The sequence below is a fragment of the Vibrio pomeroyi genome (assembly GCA_041879425.1).
Taxonomy (GTDB): domain Bacteria; phylum Pseudomonadota; class Gammaproteobacteria; order Enterobacterales; family Vibrionaceae; genus Vibrio; species Vibrio pomeroyi_A.
The window spans coordinates 1,519,590-1,533,489 of the sequence record CP090855.1 but is presented as its reverse complement, the minus strand read 5'-3'; the positions used below and the strand labels follow the sequence as shown (position 1 = coordinate 1,533,489).

Genomic DNA, 13,900 nt, shown 5'->3' with positions numbered 1-13,900 from the left:
ACTCATCAGCTGCATTAAGCTATTGCTTCAGTTGCCTAAATTGACTAAACCTTCAACTAATGAACTGCGAGGAATACTCATGCCAAAGATCGTCGATCATGACCAAAGACGCGAAGAGATCGCACTGAAAGCCGCAGGTGTGTTTTTGGAGTTTGGTTATAAAGAACTGGGAATGAGACAGTTATGCTCACACCTCAACATGAGCAAAAGCGCGGTTTATCACTATTACAAAAGTAAAGATGAGCTGTTCAAGGCTGCGACCGAAGCGATTGTTCGACACGATAGCGGTAACCTCGCCGACTTGCCTCTAGCTGCGGATGCAACCATTGAGCAAAAGATTGAAAACTTCGTCTATATCTTCCAAGCCATCGAATCACGTCACTTCCAAGAAATGAAATTGGTCTTTGATTACATTGATGTGATTGGTCAAGAAGCTGTGGCTGAAGATGCCAGCATCGAAATCGCCAACAATAAGTATCAACAACTGCTCGCCCAATACATCGATGCCGAAAATGCAGTCGAGCTGTACAGCATCCTCATCGGCCTGCTGACACACCAAACCCTGTGTGGTGGAAAGCTTGAACCTGAGCATGTGCGTTCCGTGGCAAGCAAATACTTAGCCTAACCGGTCTCTCGAAAAGTAAGAACATAGCTAAACAGTATCAAAGGCTTAGTTGCTTTAAGATGTTCAAATAAGATCGATTGCCCTCAAGCGGGTCTAATCACCACTTTACTAGAACGAACGTTCAGCATAAAATATTGAACATATGTTCAGATTAATGAAGTAGATGTTATGGCGAAGACCGCGAAGTTCGATAGACAAGATGTAGTAGATAAAGCAACTAACCTGTATTGGGAAAAGGGCTTTCACGCGACATCTATGCGTAACCTGCAAGATGTGATTGATATGCGTCCGGGCAGCATCTACGCGACGTTTGGCAGCAAAGAAGGTCTGTTTAAAGAGACGCTTGCTCGCTATACCGAACTTGGCATCCTCAATCTGAACCGTTTCCGCAGCGAAACAGACTCTCCAATCAAAGCGCTCGAAAGCTTCGTAAAACGTGCTGTGGTTGAATCAAAACAAAGCTCGCCAAATGGCATGTGTATGTTGGCGAAAACGGTGGCCGAGCTGACTGATGAGCACGCCGAATTATTGGAAGAAGCGAAGAAATCACTGAAGATCATGGAAGATGAGTTCGCTAAGCTGATTACCGAAGCACAAGAACTGGGTGAAATCAGTAAAGAGCGCGAACCCGCTCAACTTGCTCGACATGTTCAAGTTCAGATCGCAGGCCTACGCACCTACGCAAAAACCTGTGACGACATCGATTTACTTAACTCTATGGTTGAAGACGTATTTAAGTATCATCCTTTCTAAAAGCTGAGCTTGTTTTAGAAGTCATACAAAAAGACTCCACTGTTAGCCATAAGCTAGAGCGGGGTCTTTTTAGTTTTGAGCTAGTTAACTTTATGGATGATTAACTTTGCGGTCTAACGATTACACCTTTCTCATGATCAACGCCTGCGCATTGAGCATCGCCTCTTTGGTGCTGACATCTAAGGTTTTCACGTTCGCAAAGCGCTCGACTTCCTTAATCGCGACATCGTGCGCGAAGATCACCAACCTCGCCCGATCAGTGTCTTTCTGTGTGATGCGATTACCAATCCCGTTAGCACCTTGTGTTTCGACTTTAATCCGAACCCCAAGATGATGCGCCGCTTTTTCCAGAGACTTCGCTGCTAAGAAAGTGTGAGCAACACCAGATGGACAAGAAGTGATCGCGAGTACGTCCGCTTGCCCTTCTTCGGTCACCGAACCACCAGCAAACTGGTTGGCACTCGCTTCACCTTCGACCACATTCTTTTTCAGCAGTATCACGATCAAAGCCGTGGTGAGAGCACCCGCCAGTGTGCCAATGATGTAGCCAATTTTTCCGTCAACCACAGGCAAAACAATCCAGCCACCCCATGGTGCATGATTGACCACATGGAACATAAAACCAACCACGTTCCCAACGATACCACCAGCCACAACTGCAGGTAGAACACGTGCAGGGTCGGCGGCAGCAAATGGAATCGCACCTTCACTGATACCGATCATTCCCATGATGCCTGCGGCTTTGCCCGCTTCGCGTTCGTCTCGCTTAAACTTCTTCGGAGATATAAAAGTCGCGAGAGCCATGCCGAGTGGGGGCGTACAAATCGCAATGCCAACGCCGCCCATCAACCAAGGCTGGGTGTTTACCTGAGTTTGAGCAAACAACGTAGCGACCTTGTTGATCGGGCCGCCCATATCAAAGGCCGTCATCGCACCTAAAATACTGCCAAGTACCATTTTTCCAGAACCTGCCATGCCCGTGAGCATTTGGTTCATCTCAAGCATCACTTGAGCTATCGGAGAGCCAATCACCCACATCACGGCACCACAAGTTACAAAGGTGCCGACCAGTGGATAGATGAAGATAGAGCTCAGCGAGATCATACTGTCTGGCAGCTTGATCTTCTTTAGTAGGTTCACCACAAAACCCGCAAAGAAGCCGACCACTATCGCCCCAAGAAAGCCGGTGTTGTATTGGTTCACCGCAACCCAAGAACCAATCATACCGGGCGCTAAACCCGGTTTGTCGGCCATTGAGTAGGCGATGTAGCCGCCTAATACGGCAGTAAAGAGGGTTAAGCCAGCGATACCCATCTGCGCGATATCTGCCAGCACGCCACTCTCTGGTACTGCGCCGTGACCCGACATCATCACCGACAAAGACAACAACACACCGCCCGCGACCACGAATGGGATCATGTGCGAAGTGCCATACAACAAATGTTCTTTGAGTCTATTGAGAGATTGCGCCCAAGGACTGAGCGGTTCGACATACACTTCATGATGGCTAGAGGCATAGCTATCGAAAGAATCTGAATTGGCTTCAAGAAACAGCTCTTGAGCTTCCTCAACCGACTCGACTGCCTTTAATTTTGTAACAAAGCCATCTTCGATCAATTTGGTCGAGATCTGAGCCAGTACCTCGATATGATGGTCGTCGTTGTTGTCAGGTGAAGCGAGCATGAAGAACACATCAGACAGTTCACCGCCATCAGCACCATAATCAATGCCCGTTCGACTGATGCCTACTGCGACAGCAGGTTTAGCAACGGCGGTACTTTTCGCATGTGGAATCGCAATACCATCATCAAAGCCCGTATTACCAATGGCCTCACGCTTCCAGATATCATCAAGGAATTCACTTTTATTGGAGAGCTTGCCCGCACGATCGAGTAACTCGACAAGCTCTTCAAATACCGCCTGTTTAGAGTCTGCTTGTAGTTCCAAGCAGATAATCTCGGGCTCGATAATATTAGTGATATCCATGGTCTATTCTGCCTCGCCTGATTTCAGACTGAAGTAATTAGGTTCTTCCGACCTAAATTAAAATTTCGATGTTAATAAGATGAAAAGATTAACGGTGTGAAGGCACTCAATATATAGGACGAAAGGTGCATTAACTGGATTATTGTAACCAAGAACTCAGAGTGTGACTTTCACCTTGGAATAAAAAACGGCAATCCATAAAATCCACAGAACCCATAAACATATCGCCCCTCCTCTATGCGAGCTTTCCATACTGGATTTCCCGCTCAAGATAGCTTTTGCAAAATAGCTTGTGAAAGATAGCTTATGTAACGTAACAGGGACGAGATTAAGCCGAGAATAATAATGAGAATTGTAGCGGTAACTGCGTGCCCTACAGGCATTGCGCACACCTATATGGCAGCTGATGCTTTAAATAAAACAGCCCCTAAATTCAACGTTTCAATCAAGGTTGAAACACAAGGCGCTATGGGCATTGAAAACTTACTGACTGCACAGGATATTGCTCTCGCAGACAAGGTATTGATCGTCTCTGATATCGACATTGAACAACCAAACCGCTTCGACCCAGCGAAAACCTTATTCATTCCCATGGAAGAGGTATTGTTGAGTGTCGATAAAGTCTTTATTAAGCATTGTCGCACCTAGACCTTTCATGAACGAATATCAGATCACCTTCTTCGTTGACGATCCTGCCGCGAACTCACACGTCGCGCAGCCACTTAGCCGCTTGGCAAAGAAATTCAAAAGTACCATCCGTATTATCAATATCACTCAAAACCGAACGGCCGATCTCTCCAAGTCTGTCGCGATGTTGCAAGTGGGTTTGCTTCGTGGTGATTTATGTCAGATTACCGCGGTCGGTATCGATGCCGAGCTGGCCTGTTTCGTTCTTAAAGATGTAATCGCCGAGCATTACGCCATGGTTGGCTCACAAGTGAATCATGAGTTCTCGAACGACTTAATCCAGCGCATGCCACAAATATGTCCGCCTTGTGACATCAAGTGGCACCATGCCAAAGCACAAACCCAACTGACCAAATTTGAATGTCTAAAAGGGCTTGCTCATTTGGTGTATCCAGAAGACCCGGATGAACTGATTCTTGCGTTTATTAAACGAGAAGAGCGCTCGTCTACATGTGTATCCCCAGGGATTGCACTGCCCCATGTGATGTTTGAATCGACTCAAGATCTCTCGATTGCAGTTATCGTCAGTGACGACCCGATTGACTGGGCCTCCCGCATCGGCGAAGTGCATGTTGCTATTGCTTTGGTGCTGCCAACAAAGCCACAGCGAGAGCACATTGTGGCGGCCACCAACCTAACCAAAAACCTGCTTCACGATCAGGTCAATGAGCGTTTACAAAAGACTCGAAGCAGTGTCGACCTACAAGCTTTGCTCATGTACATCTCTTCTCGTCTGATTTAGTTCATCTCTCCCTTTTAAATTCAATTTCTTAATCAACTAAGTGACTCACTCCATTGGTTGTAACTCCATGTTTCACATAATAAAAAACGGTTGAGCAATTACGCTCAGCCGTTTTTTTCTATATGGCCGATTTAGTAAGTTTAGTTACCTAAGCCGTTTTGTTCTCTTGTTTCGCATCTTCTACCGAGTCGTCCACGGCTTTCACCAGCATCAGACCAACGATGAACACGATACCGCCACACAATACGAACATCATTCTTCCCCAGAATGGGTTCGGTAGAGCAAACATCGCCATCACTGCCACACCAGACACTGCAATCAGAGAGCCCAACATATGACGTTGTTTGTTATCCAGTTTCTTCTGCGCTGTTGATTCAGAAACCAATGGCGTCGCAAGGTTGTTGAAGAAAGTATCTACATCTTTCTGACGAGACGCTTCTAGTGGTTTGTAGAACAGTGTAGAAAGAACAAAGAAGCCGCCCGTAAACACTAGGTGTGCAATCAGACCTACAGCTACTTTCAAGTCAGACCATTCGCGGCTCGTTAGCGGCTCTAGGTTGAACAAGTTTTGCAGCATTTCAGCCGTAATCACAAAGCCTACGATGTAAGAAACAATCGCACCAACCACTAGCGTACCCCAACCTGCCCAGTCAGGAGTCTTCTTGAGGAAGAAGCCACAGAATGCTGGAATGGTCATTGGGAAGCCAATCAACGCACCCACGTACATCATGGTGTCGAACAAGCTCAAACCTTTTAGCGAGTTAATGAATAGCGCGATAAGGATGATGGCAAGACCGAAGAAGGTAGACATCAACTTAGACACAATCATCAGCTCTTTCTCTGTCGCGTTTGGACGAAGAATCGGTTGGTAGAAGTTGATGACAAAGATACCTGAGTTACGGTTTAAGCCTGAGTCCATTGAAGACATGGTTGCTGCGAACATCGCTGCGATCAGAAGTCCTACCATACCTGCTGGCATGTATTGCTCTACGAAGTATAGGTAAGCAAAGTCGCCTGCTTTAGAACCTGCATCTGGGTAATGTGCTGCAAGGTCAACGCCTTGTCCTGCTACAAACCAAGGTGGCATGAACCAAATGATTGGACCGATGGTCATCAGGATACACGCCAACAGAGCCGCTTTTTTCGCGTTCTTCGAGTCTTTTGCCGCTAGGTAGCGGTAAGAGTTCAACATGTTGTTGGTGATACTGAACTGTTTGAAGAAGATAAAGAACGCCCAGATTCCGAAGATGCTTACGTAGTTCAGATTGTTACCAGAAACGAATGATGCGCCTTCTGCCACAGGGAAGTCTTTAACGATTTCAGTCACGCCACCACCTTGTACGATAGCAACCGCTGCACACGTTACCGTTACCGCCATGATGATAACCATCTGCATGAAGTCAGACGCGATAACCGCCCAAGATCCGCCTGTCACCGACATCACCAACACTACAAGACCCGTCAGAACGATGGTTGTCGTCATATCGAAGCCAAAGATGCCCGATGCAATGATCGCCAAACCGTTCAGCCAGATACCTGCAGAAACAATACTGTTCGGCATACCAGACCAAGTAAAGACTTGCTCGTTGAAGCTACCAAAACGCATACGGATCGCGTCAATTGGCGTTACCACACGTAGTTGACGGAATTTCGGAGCGAAGTACAAGTAGTTCATCAGGTAACCAAATGCGTTCGCTAAGAAGATAACCGCGACAGCCATACCATCGGCATACGCTTTACCCGCTGCGCCAGTGAAGGTCCAAGCACTGAACTGAGTCATAAACGCAGTCGCGCCAACCATCCACCACAGCATGTTACCGCCCCCGCGGAAATAATCACTGGTTGTACTGGTGAACGTTCTAAACATCCAACCTATTGCTATAAGGAAAAGGAAATAAATTCCTACGATCAGAGTATTGAGTTCCATGTATAAGTCTTCTTTATTATTAATATCTGAAGAGCATATTATCCGTAGAAATTTTAATTTGTAGTATTATAAGTCAAGGTTGTGATAGACCGTATAAACTTGAATATTTGATTTTTAAGCATGAATGAAACGTCAATAAATAAAGAATAGAGCACCATAAACTAAGCATTCAAAATCAATGCCTTACAAACATTTCAATCAGTAACCCAGTCAGAAATAATTAACTTTTGTCGTCTCGATAAATGGATTTTAATTTACTTACAATTCATTTGATGCATCCGATTACTATCTGAATTCTTAGATGTTTGATTCAATAAGTAGAGCGCCAAAAACAATAAATAGCTCGCAAAACCGCCCCTTATTGTTATTAATCGGCGTTATCTAGAGAATCGCGGAAAATACACAAACCATGATAGTCAGTTTAGTAATAGATAAGAGAAAGCCGTTAAAAAGAGGAAACTTAGAGGAAAGCAAAAATTAAATTGATTACCACAACACAGGGTCAGTTGCGGTAATCAAGTCATACAAAATACGGTCGTATAAGACCAGTTCGAGAAGCTAGTTTGAAACGGATAATTTGAAACAGTATTAGATTGAAACGGTATCAGATTGAACCGCGATATTCGGTTGGGGTTCTTCCTGTACGGTTTTTAAATACCCGGCAGAAGTAGTTCACATCTTTAAAGCCGCAACGAACAGACACTTCATTGAGCTTGAAGTTGTACTTCTTAAGCATGAACTTGGCACGGTCGACTCGCACTCGCGTGATGTACTCGGCCAACGTCATATGACCTTGCTGGCGGAACATTCGCGACAAGTGGTTGGATGAAATGCTAAAGCGCGAGGCGATGCTGTCTCGGGTGATGTGGCGGTGGAAGTTCTCTTGAATGTAGATACAAATACCCTGATACACATCCTGAACTCGGCTGTGAGATTTCTCGACGGGCGCATCTAACATGGTTTTACTGTATTGCAGCAGTGCTTGCAGTAGCAGTTCATCCATCGGCTGCTTGTTACTCTCGCGCGCGAGTGAACTGAGCGCCTCCAAAATGTTATCAATCGCAAAACCCGAGCGAGTCTGAATACTGTGCTTTTGAATATCGTAAAAGCTCTCTTCCCCTTTGCGCTTACTCACCAAACTTAAACCAAGCTGACGACGCCCAAATAACATGCTCAGCACCGAACAGTCAGTGTCCCAATTCGGCTTGTTCCAACAGTTAGGCGGGATAAAAATCGCGTCTCCGGCCTTAGCAATAACATTGGTGATCTTGCGATCATGACTCTCCATTTCATTTATATACTCTCCGTCTAGCACCAGCTCTAAACGTGGAAAGTTCACCTGATAACTGCATGCTGAAGGTGTGTGAAAATCTCCAGCAAACCAGATGTTGTGAAACGGTTCTCGCTCGTTTAATACCGACGAGATTAAGTCATGAAAAATCATTTATTCGAACTCTTATGGGCAGCAATAAGGCTACGGGAATAGATATACTCCTTAGTGAAACATAGCGCTATTGAGCAAAATCACAATTTGAGATCTAGGTTACAAAAATCTAGTCGTGGAAATAAATCTCCAGTCACAAATCTGATATAGCACATTGTTCCCCCGATGACTCCACACGCCGAACCCCTTGAAAATAAAAGCCTCAAGCAGACTCAACCTATGTCAATAGAGGCCGAAAAACGCGCCACTAACCGATCAAAATCACACTCCATTTATAACGCAACAATCATCCAGTAAATGCGTTTTTTCTTCACTACAGAAGGCAAGTAATCAATTTCAGAATACCCCTAACAAAATAAAAAAGAGTAGGGGTTCATTATGATCACGACATTGATCAATCAAGATTTGATTAAGCTTTCGCTTAGCGCCAATTCCAAAGAAGACGTATTTAAAGAGCTGATAGACGTGCTGTACGCACAAGGTCGAATTTCAAACAAAACGCAGTTTCTTGCCGACATTAAAGCGCGAGAAGAACAAGGTAATACCGGCTTTGAAGAGGGCATCGCCCTACCACACGCGAAAAGCAGCGCAGTGATCAAACCTGCAGTTGTTATCGGTGTCCACAAAGAAGGGATCGAGTACGGCGCCGATGATGGTCAGCCTTCAAAACTGTTCTTTATGATTGCCTCTCCCGATGGCGGCGACAATCACCACATCGAAGTATTGGCAGAGCTTTCTTCAAAATTGATTGAAGAAGGTTTTATCGAAAACTTTATGAATGCCGACTCTGAACAAGCGGCGTTAGAGCTACTGCTTACCAAACCTGAACCTGCTGAGACAGAAACCAATATTGAGAAACAAGGCTTCATCATTGGTGTGACAGGCTGCCCCGCTGGCGTCGCACACACCTATTTAGCAGCGGAAGCGCTAGAGAAAGGTGCAGCAGCACTTGGCTACGATGTTAAGGTCGAAACCAACGGCTCTATTGGCGTTAAAAACAGCCCAACTCAAGAAGAGATTAAACGCGCCGACGCGATTGTCGTCGCTTGTGACAAACAGGTCGACATGGCTCGCTTTGCTGGTAAACGTGTCATCTGCACCAACGTAAAAGCGCCAATCAAAGACGCACAAGGCTTGATTAAGCAAGCTCTCAATGCACCGAGTTACCAAGCTGAACAAGCACCTACCAACCAATCTGTTGCAGAAAAAGCCTCACAAGCGCGTTCAGACCTTTATCGTTACTTGATGAATGGCGTATCTCACATGATCCCATTCGTGGTCACAGGCGGCCTCTTGATTGCCCTAGCACTAGCCATTGGTGGTGAGCCGAGTGAATCTGGCATGGCGATACCTGCTGGCAGTATGTGGAACCAAATCCTAGAGGTGGGTGTGGTTGCCTTCACCCTGATGATCCCAATCTTGGCTGGCTACATTGCTTACGCGATTGCCGACCGCCCAGCTCTAACACCTGGCTTGATTGGCGGTTGGATTGCCAACAACGGGTCTTTCTACGGCGCTGACGCTGGCACTGGCTTCATTGGCGCAATCATCGCAGGTCTATTAGTGGGTTATTTCGTTAAATGGATTACTTCGTTTAACTACCACAAGTTCGTTCAACCGCTTGTGCCGATCATGATCGCTCCGATCACTGGCTCTCTATTCATCGCAGGTTTGTTCATCTTTGTTATCGGCGCGCCAATCGCTGGGCTGATGGATGCTCTTACTGCCCTGTTAACTAGCATGAGCACAGGTAACGTGGTTCTGCTCGGCATCGTACTGGGTGGTATGGCTGGCTTCGATATGGGTGGTCCATTCAACAAGGTGGCATTCCTATTCTCGGTCGGCATGATTGCTAGCGGTCAAACTCAGTTCATGGGTGCAATGGCGTGTGCAATCCCTGTTGCTCCGCTGGGTATGGCTATCGCAACCAGAATCGGCCGTAAGTTCGACCTGTTCGAATCTTCTGAAATTGAAGCGGGCAAAGCAGCAGGCGCGATGGGCTTAGTGGGTATCTCTGAAGGTGCGATTCCTTTCGCCGCTCAAGACCCAATGTCTGTTATCCCTGCCAACGTGCTTGGCTCAATGACAGCTGCAGTAATGGCGTTCTCATTTGGCATCACTAACAGCGTTGCTCACGGTGGTCCAGTAGTCGCTCTACTTGGCGCAATGAACTACCCAATGCTGGCTCTTTTTTGCATGGCATCAGGTGCAGGTGTGACTGCGGTTACTTGTATCGCCCTTAAAAATCTACGTAAAGCCAAGCTAACAGCAGCAGCGGCTTAAGCCATTTCAACTCCAATGGCTTGAGCCCCTCTACTGTCCTCTTTAGGAACGAATAGAGTTCAAGCCATGTTTCCCTTCATGGTGATTTCGATGTCTGATTTTTCTTTAGCGAACGATTCGTTCGTACAACACTTTTTCTACCCTATGACTAACGTAATTCAAAACTACGCATGGGGTAGCCCTTCTTCGTTCAACCAACTGTTTGGTATTGATAACCAGTCTGGTGAGCCGCAAGCGGAGATGTGGATGGGCGCTCACCCGAATGGTTGTTCAATGGTGAACGACAACGGGCAGCAAACCACCTTGTCGAGCTTGATCTCTAAGAACCTAAACCTGTTTTTAAGCGAGAAAGTGGCAAGCCGTTTTGGTGAACTTCCGTACCTATTCAAAGTGTTAGCAGCGGAGAAAGCACTCTCTGTTCAAGTACACCCAAACAAACAACAAGCCGAATCTGGATATGCTTTAGAAGAGCAACAAGGCATTCCGATGACCGCGGGCAACCGTAACTATAAGGATGCCAACCACAAACCAGAACTGGTGTATGCCCTAACCGACTACACGGCGATGAATGGTTTTAGGTCAATCAGCGAGATCCTTGAGCACTTTCATTACCTCGATATTCCTGAGCTGAACTCGATGGTAAACGATCTCGCGGGCGACCAAACGCCTAATGGTTTAGCGTGCTTTTTTGCCAGCTTGTTATCTCTGGAAGGTGAACAAAAAGGGATGGCGCTAACCATGTTGATCATGAAGGCCAAGCTTTCTGATAAACGTGTATTCCAATTGATTTCAGAACTAGAAGCTCAATACCCAGGTGATGTCGGCCTGTTCGCTCCGCTGCTATTGAATGTGATTACCCTAAAACCGGGGCAAGCCATGTATCTGGACGCCGAAACGCCCCACGCTTATATCAAAGGCACAGGCTTAGAGATCATGGCGAACTCCGATAATGTGCTGCGCGCCGGGTTAACGCCTAAGTACATGGACGTGAACGAACTGGTTTCTTGTACTCGATTTAATGAGAAGCCTGCGGATAGATTACTGCTCAGCCCGATTGAGCAAGGTGATGTGATGGAATACGAAATTCCAGTCGAGGATTTTAAGTTCTCTATCGTGCAAAACTCACATCAACGACAGATCACGACCGAAGGTGCCGAGATCCTATTGCCGCTCGACGAATCTATGGTGCTCACTCACCAATGCGGCGAAACCTGCGTGATAGAGAAAGGTCAGTCGGTATTCATTCCTGCTTATGCTGAGAGTTACAAACTGGACTGCGTTGGACGCGTGGCGCGTGCTTACAGCTAGCTCCCTCAGAACTCAGTACACACTGTTCATGCCCTGCTTTTGCGGGGCATTTTTGTTTTTGACGAAGGCTATTAGCGTGTCAAAAACCTAATCTAAAACACCATCAAATATAATCAATATCACACCGCATAAATGATGCAAATCACACTTAATTTTGCTGGATACAAATGTACAGTGAAGGGCTTTTATTTGCTATTTCGCTAATCAGGTTAATCCATTAATTTTAATTCAAGAACTTCAATAGTGAATGAGTTAATAAATGATCACACAACTAACTAACGTCAACTTAATTAATAACAACCTTCAAGCGAATAATAAAAAAGATCTGTTTGAAGAATTGGCAGGCATGTTATTTGAGAATAACCGAATCAGCAGTAAAGAAGCCTTCTTGGCAGACATCGAAATTCGTGAATCTCAAAGCATCACCTCAATGGACGGCATCGCTTACCCACACTCAAAAAGCAAGGCAGTAACTGAGCCAGCGATTGCGGTCGGTGTTAAGCGTGAAGGCATTGAGTATGGCGATGAAGACGGTATTAACCCAACCGTATTTTTTATGATTGCCTCACCAGATAACGGTGCAGACCATCATATTTATGTACTACAAGAACTATTTGGAAAATTCAGTGATGAATTTATTCAAAATATCCATAACGCAAAAGATGAACAACAGATCCTTAATATTTTAATTAATTCATAAGGCGTAGACAATTATGAGCACCCTAGCAAATCAAGCTACGAATACCAGTAGCAATTCTAATAATAAGAATAGTAGTAGCGACTATAAAAAAATCCTTAGTACCATGAAAGGTCACCTGCTTTTCGGTACATCACACATGCTGCCTTTTATCGTAGCCGGTGGTGTTCTGTTGGCTTTAGCGGTAATGGCATCAGGTAAAGGTGCGGTTCCAGCAGACGGCTTGTTGGCAGACATATCTAACATCGGTATCAAAGGCCTTGTTCTTTTCCCAATCATTCTTGGCGGCTTTATTGGTTACTCAATTGCAGATAAACCAGCACTGGCGCCAGCGATGATTTCTTCTGGCATCATGGCTGATATGGGCGGCGGCTTCCTTGGCTGTATCGTGGCTGGCTTCATCGCCGGTGGTGTGGTGCTTCAACTTAAGAAGATCCCGCTGTCTACCAACATGACCGCGCTGGGTGCTTACTTCATCTACCCACTTCTAGGCACATTAATCTCTGCAGGTATCGTGCTGTGGGGCATCGGTGAACCAATCAAACTGTTCATGTCTTCAATGAACGAGTTCCTAGCTTCAATGGCTGGCGCGTCTAAGATGGTTCTGGGCACAATCCTTGGTGGTATGACGGCATTTGATATGGGCGGCCCAATCAACAAAGTAGCGACCCTATTTGCTCAAACTCAAGTAGACACACAACCGTGGCTAATGGGTGGCGTAGGCATCGCGATTTGTACACCACCTCTAGGTATGGCACTGGCGACGTTCCTATTCAAAAACAAGTTCTCTAAACAAGAACAAGAAGCAGGTAAAGCGGCGGCAATCATGGGTTCTATCGGTATCTCGGAAGGTGCTATCCCATTCGCAGCAAACGACCCAATGCGTGTACTTCCTTCAATCGTTGCCGGTGGTATCGTTGGTTGTGTGTTTGGCTTCATGACAGACGTTCTACTGCACGCACCGTGGGGTGGCCTAATCACTGCGCCAGTATCAAGCAACATCCCAATGTACGTGGTCGGTATCGCACTTGGCTCACTAACCACAGCGGTTATCGTTGGCTTCTGGAAACCAGTCGCAGTAGAAACGGAAGAAGACATGGTTGAAGCTGCGCCAGTTCAAACTCAAACAGCACCTGTAGCAGGCGAAGGCGAGTACGACATCGTAGCTGTAACATGTTGCCCTTCTGGTGTTGCACACACCTTCATGGCAGCCAAAGCACTAGAAAAAGCAGGCTTAGCGGCAGGCCTTAAGATTAAGGTAGAAACTCAAGGTCAAAACGGTATTCAGAACCGCATCACCGACCTAGATGTAGCAAACGCGAAGCTGGTTATCTTGGCTCACGATATTCAAGTGAAAGACGCTAACCGCTTTGCTAATGCGAACGTGATTGAGTGTTCTACTAAGGAAGCGATGAAGAAAGCTGCAACACTGGTCGTCGCATAACCCA

The 13,900-nt window shown here is 46.1% G+C and carries 11 protein-coding genes; 8 read left to right on the top strand and 3 right to left on the bottom strand.

What is annotated here, in order from left to right; genetic code table 11:
* The first annotated feature begins 79 nt into the window (after positions 1-79).
* Positions 80-625 carry a TetR/AcrR family transcriptional regulator gene (locus L0992_22655; protein ID XGB69194.1) on the top strand — a complete coding sequence of 182 codons (546 nt, stop codon included), beginning with the start codon at positions 80-82 and terminating at the stop codon, positions 623-625.
* A 168-nt stretch (positions 626-793) separates the two neighbouring features.
* On the top strand, positions 794-1,378 hold the full coding sequence (locus L0992_22650) for a TetR/AcrR family transcriptional regulator (GenBank protein ID XGB69193.1): 585 nt from the start codon (positions 794-796) through the stop codon (positions 1,376-1,378).
* Positions 1,379-1,498: 120 nt separating this feature from the next.
* Here the strand turns inward: L0992_22650 and L0992_22645 are convergent, their stop codons facing one another.
* Entirely contained in the window at positions 1,499-3,364 is a 1,866-nt protein-coding gene (locus L0992_22645) for a fructose-specific PTS transporter subunit EIIC (GenBank protein ID XGB69192.1), read from the bottom strand.
* A gap of 345 nt (positions 3,365-3,709) precedes the next feature.
* Between L0992_22645 and L0992_22640 the strand changes: the two genes are divergently transcribed.
* Together L0992_22640 and L0992_22635 are read left to right on the top strand one after the other, a co-directional pair.
* Entirely contained in the window at positions 3,710-4,012 is a 303-nt protein-coding gene (locus L0992_22640; GenBank protein XGB69191.1) for a PTS fructose transporter subunit IIB, read from the top strand.
* Between the two features lie 7 nt (positions 4,013-4,019).
* A complete protein-coding gene (locus L0992_22635; protein XGB69190.1) occupies positions 4,020-4,793 on the top strand; it encodes a PTS sugar transporter subunit IIA in 774 nt (257 codons plus the stop codon).
* Between the two features lie 148 nt (positions 4,794-4,941).
* Here L0992_22635 and L0992_22630 read toward each other — a convergent pair whose 3' ends face one another.
* Entirely contained in the window at positions 4,942-6,720 is a 1,779-nt protein-coding gene (locus L0992_22630; GenBank protein XGB69189.1) for a transporter, read from the bottom strand.
* A gap of 604 nt (positions 6,721-7,324) precedes the next feature.
* Entirely contained in the window at positions 7,325-8,164 is an 840-nt protein-coding gene (locus L0992_22625) for an AraC family transcriptional regulator (GenBank protein XGB69188.1), read from the bottom strand.
* A 378-nt stretch (positions 8,165-8,542) separates the two neighbouring features.
* Here L0992_22625 and L0992_22620 point away from each other — a divergent pair, with 378 nt between their 5' ends.
* The 4 genes from L0992_22620 (at position 8,543) to L0992_22605 (ending at position 13,896) form a co-directional block, all read left to right on the top strand.
* A complete protein-coding gene (locus L0992_22620) occupies positions 8,543-10,447 on the top strand; it encodes a fructose-specific PTS transporter subunit EIIC (GenBank protein ID XGB69187.1) in 1,905 nt (634 codons plus the stop codon).
* Between the two features lie 90 nt (positions 10,448-10,537).
* The gene (manA, locus tag L0992_22615; GenBank protein ID XGB69186.1) at positions 10,538-11,755 is read left to right on the top strand and encodes a mannose-6-phosphate isomerase, class I; all 1,218 of its coding nucleotides are present in this window, start codon (positions 10,538-10,540) and stop codon (positions 11,753-11,755) included.
* 259 nt (positions 11,756-12,014) lie between these two features.
* Positions 12,015-12,455 (top strand): PTS sugar transporter subunit IIA, encoded by a 441-nt coding sequence (locus L0992_22610; GenBank protein XGB69185.1) that lies wholly within the window; start codon positions 12,015-12,017, stop codon positions 12,453-12,455.
* Positions 12,456-12,468: 13 nt separating this feature from the next.
* Entirely contained in the window at positions 12,469-13,896 is a 1,428-nt protein-coding gene (locus L0992_22605) for a fructose-specific PTS transporter subunit EIIC (protein XGB69184.1), read from the top strand.
* Positions 13,897-13,900: the final 4 nt, after the last annotated feature.

Bases quoted from the DNA above. Each gene is read 5' to 3' on its own strand.
- L0992_22655 (XGB69194.1), top strand. From the start codon at position 80: ATGCCAAAGATCGTCGATCATGACCAAAGACGCGAAGAGATCGCACTG.
- L0992_22650 (XGB69193.1), top strand. From the start codon at position 794: ATGGCGAAGACCGCGAAGTTCGATAGACAAGATGTAGTAGATAAAGCA.
- L0992_22645 (XGB69192.1), bottom strand. From the start codon at position 3,364: ATGGATATCACTAATATTATCGAGCCCGAGATTATCTGCTTGGAACTA.
- L0992_22640 (XGB69191.1), top strand. From the start codon at position 3,710: ATGAGAATTGTAGCGGTAACTGCGTGCCCTACAGGCATTGCGCACACC.
- L0992_22635 (XGB69190.1), top strand. From the start codon at position 4,020: ATGAACGAATATCAGATCACCTTCTTCGTTGACGATCCTGCCGCGAAC.
- L0992_22630 (XGB69189.1), bottom strand. From the start codon at position 6,720: ATGGAACTCAATACTCTGATCGTAGGAATTTATTTCCTTTTCCTTATA.
- L0992_22625 (XGB69188.1), bottom strand. From the start codon at position 8,164: ATGATTTTTCATGACTTAATCTCGTCGGTATTAAACGAGCGAGAACCG.
- L0992_22620 (XGB69187.1), top strand. From the start codon at position 8,543: ATGATCACGACATTGATCAATCAAGATTTGATTAAGCTTTCGCTTAGC.
- manA (XGB69186.1), top strand. From the start codon at position 10,538: ATGTCTGATTTTTCTTTAGCGAACGATTCGTTCGTACAACACTTTTTC.
- L0992_22610 (XGB69185.1), top strand. From the start codon at position 12,015: ATGATCACACAACTAACTAACGTCAACTTAATTAATAACAACCTTCAA.
- L0992_22605 (XGB69184.1), top strand. From the start codon at position 12,469: ATGAGCACCCTAGCAAATCAAGCTACGAATACCAGTAGCAATTCTAAT.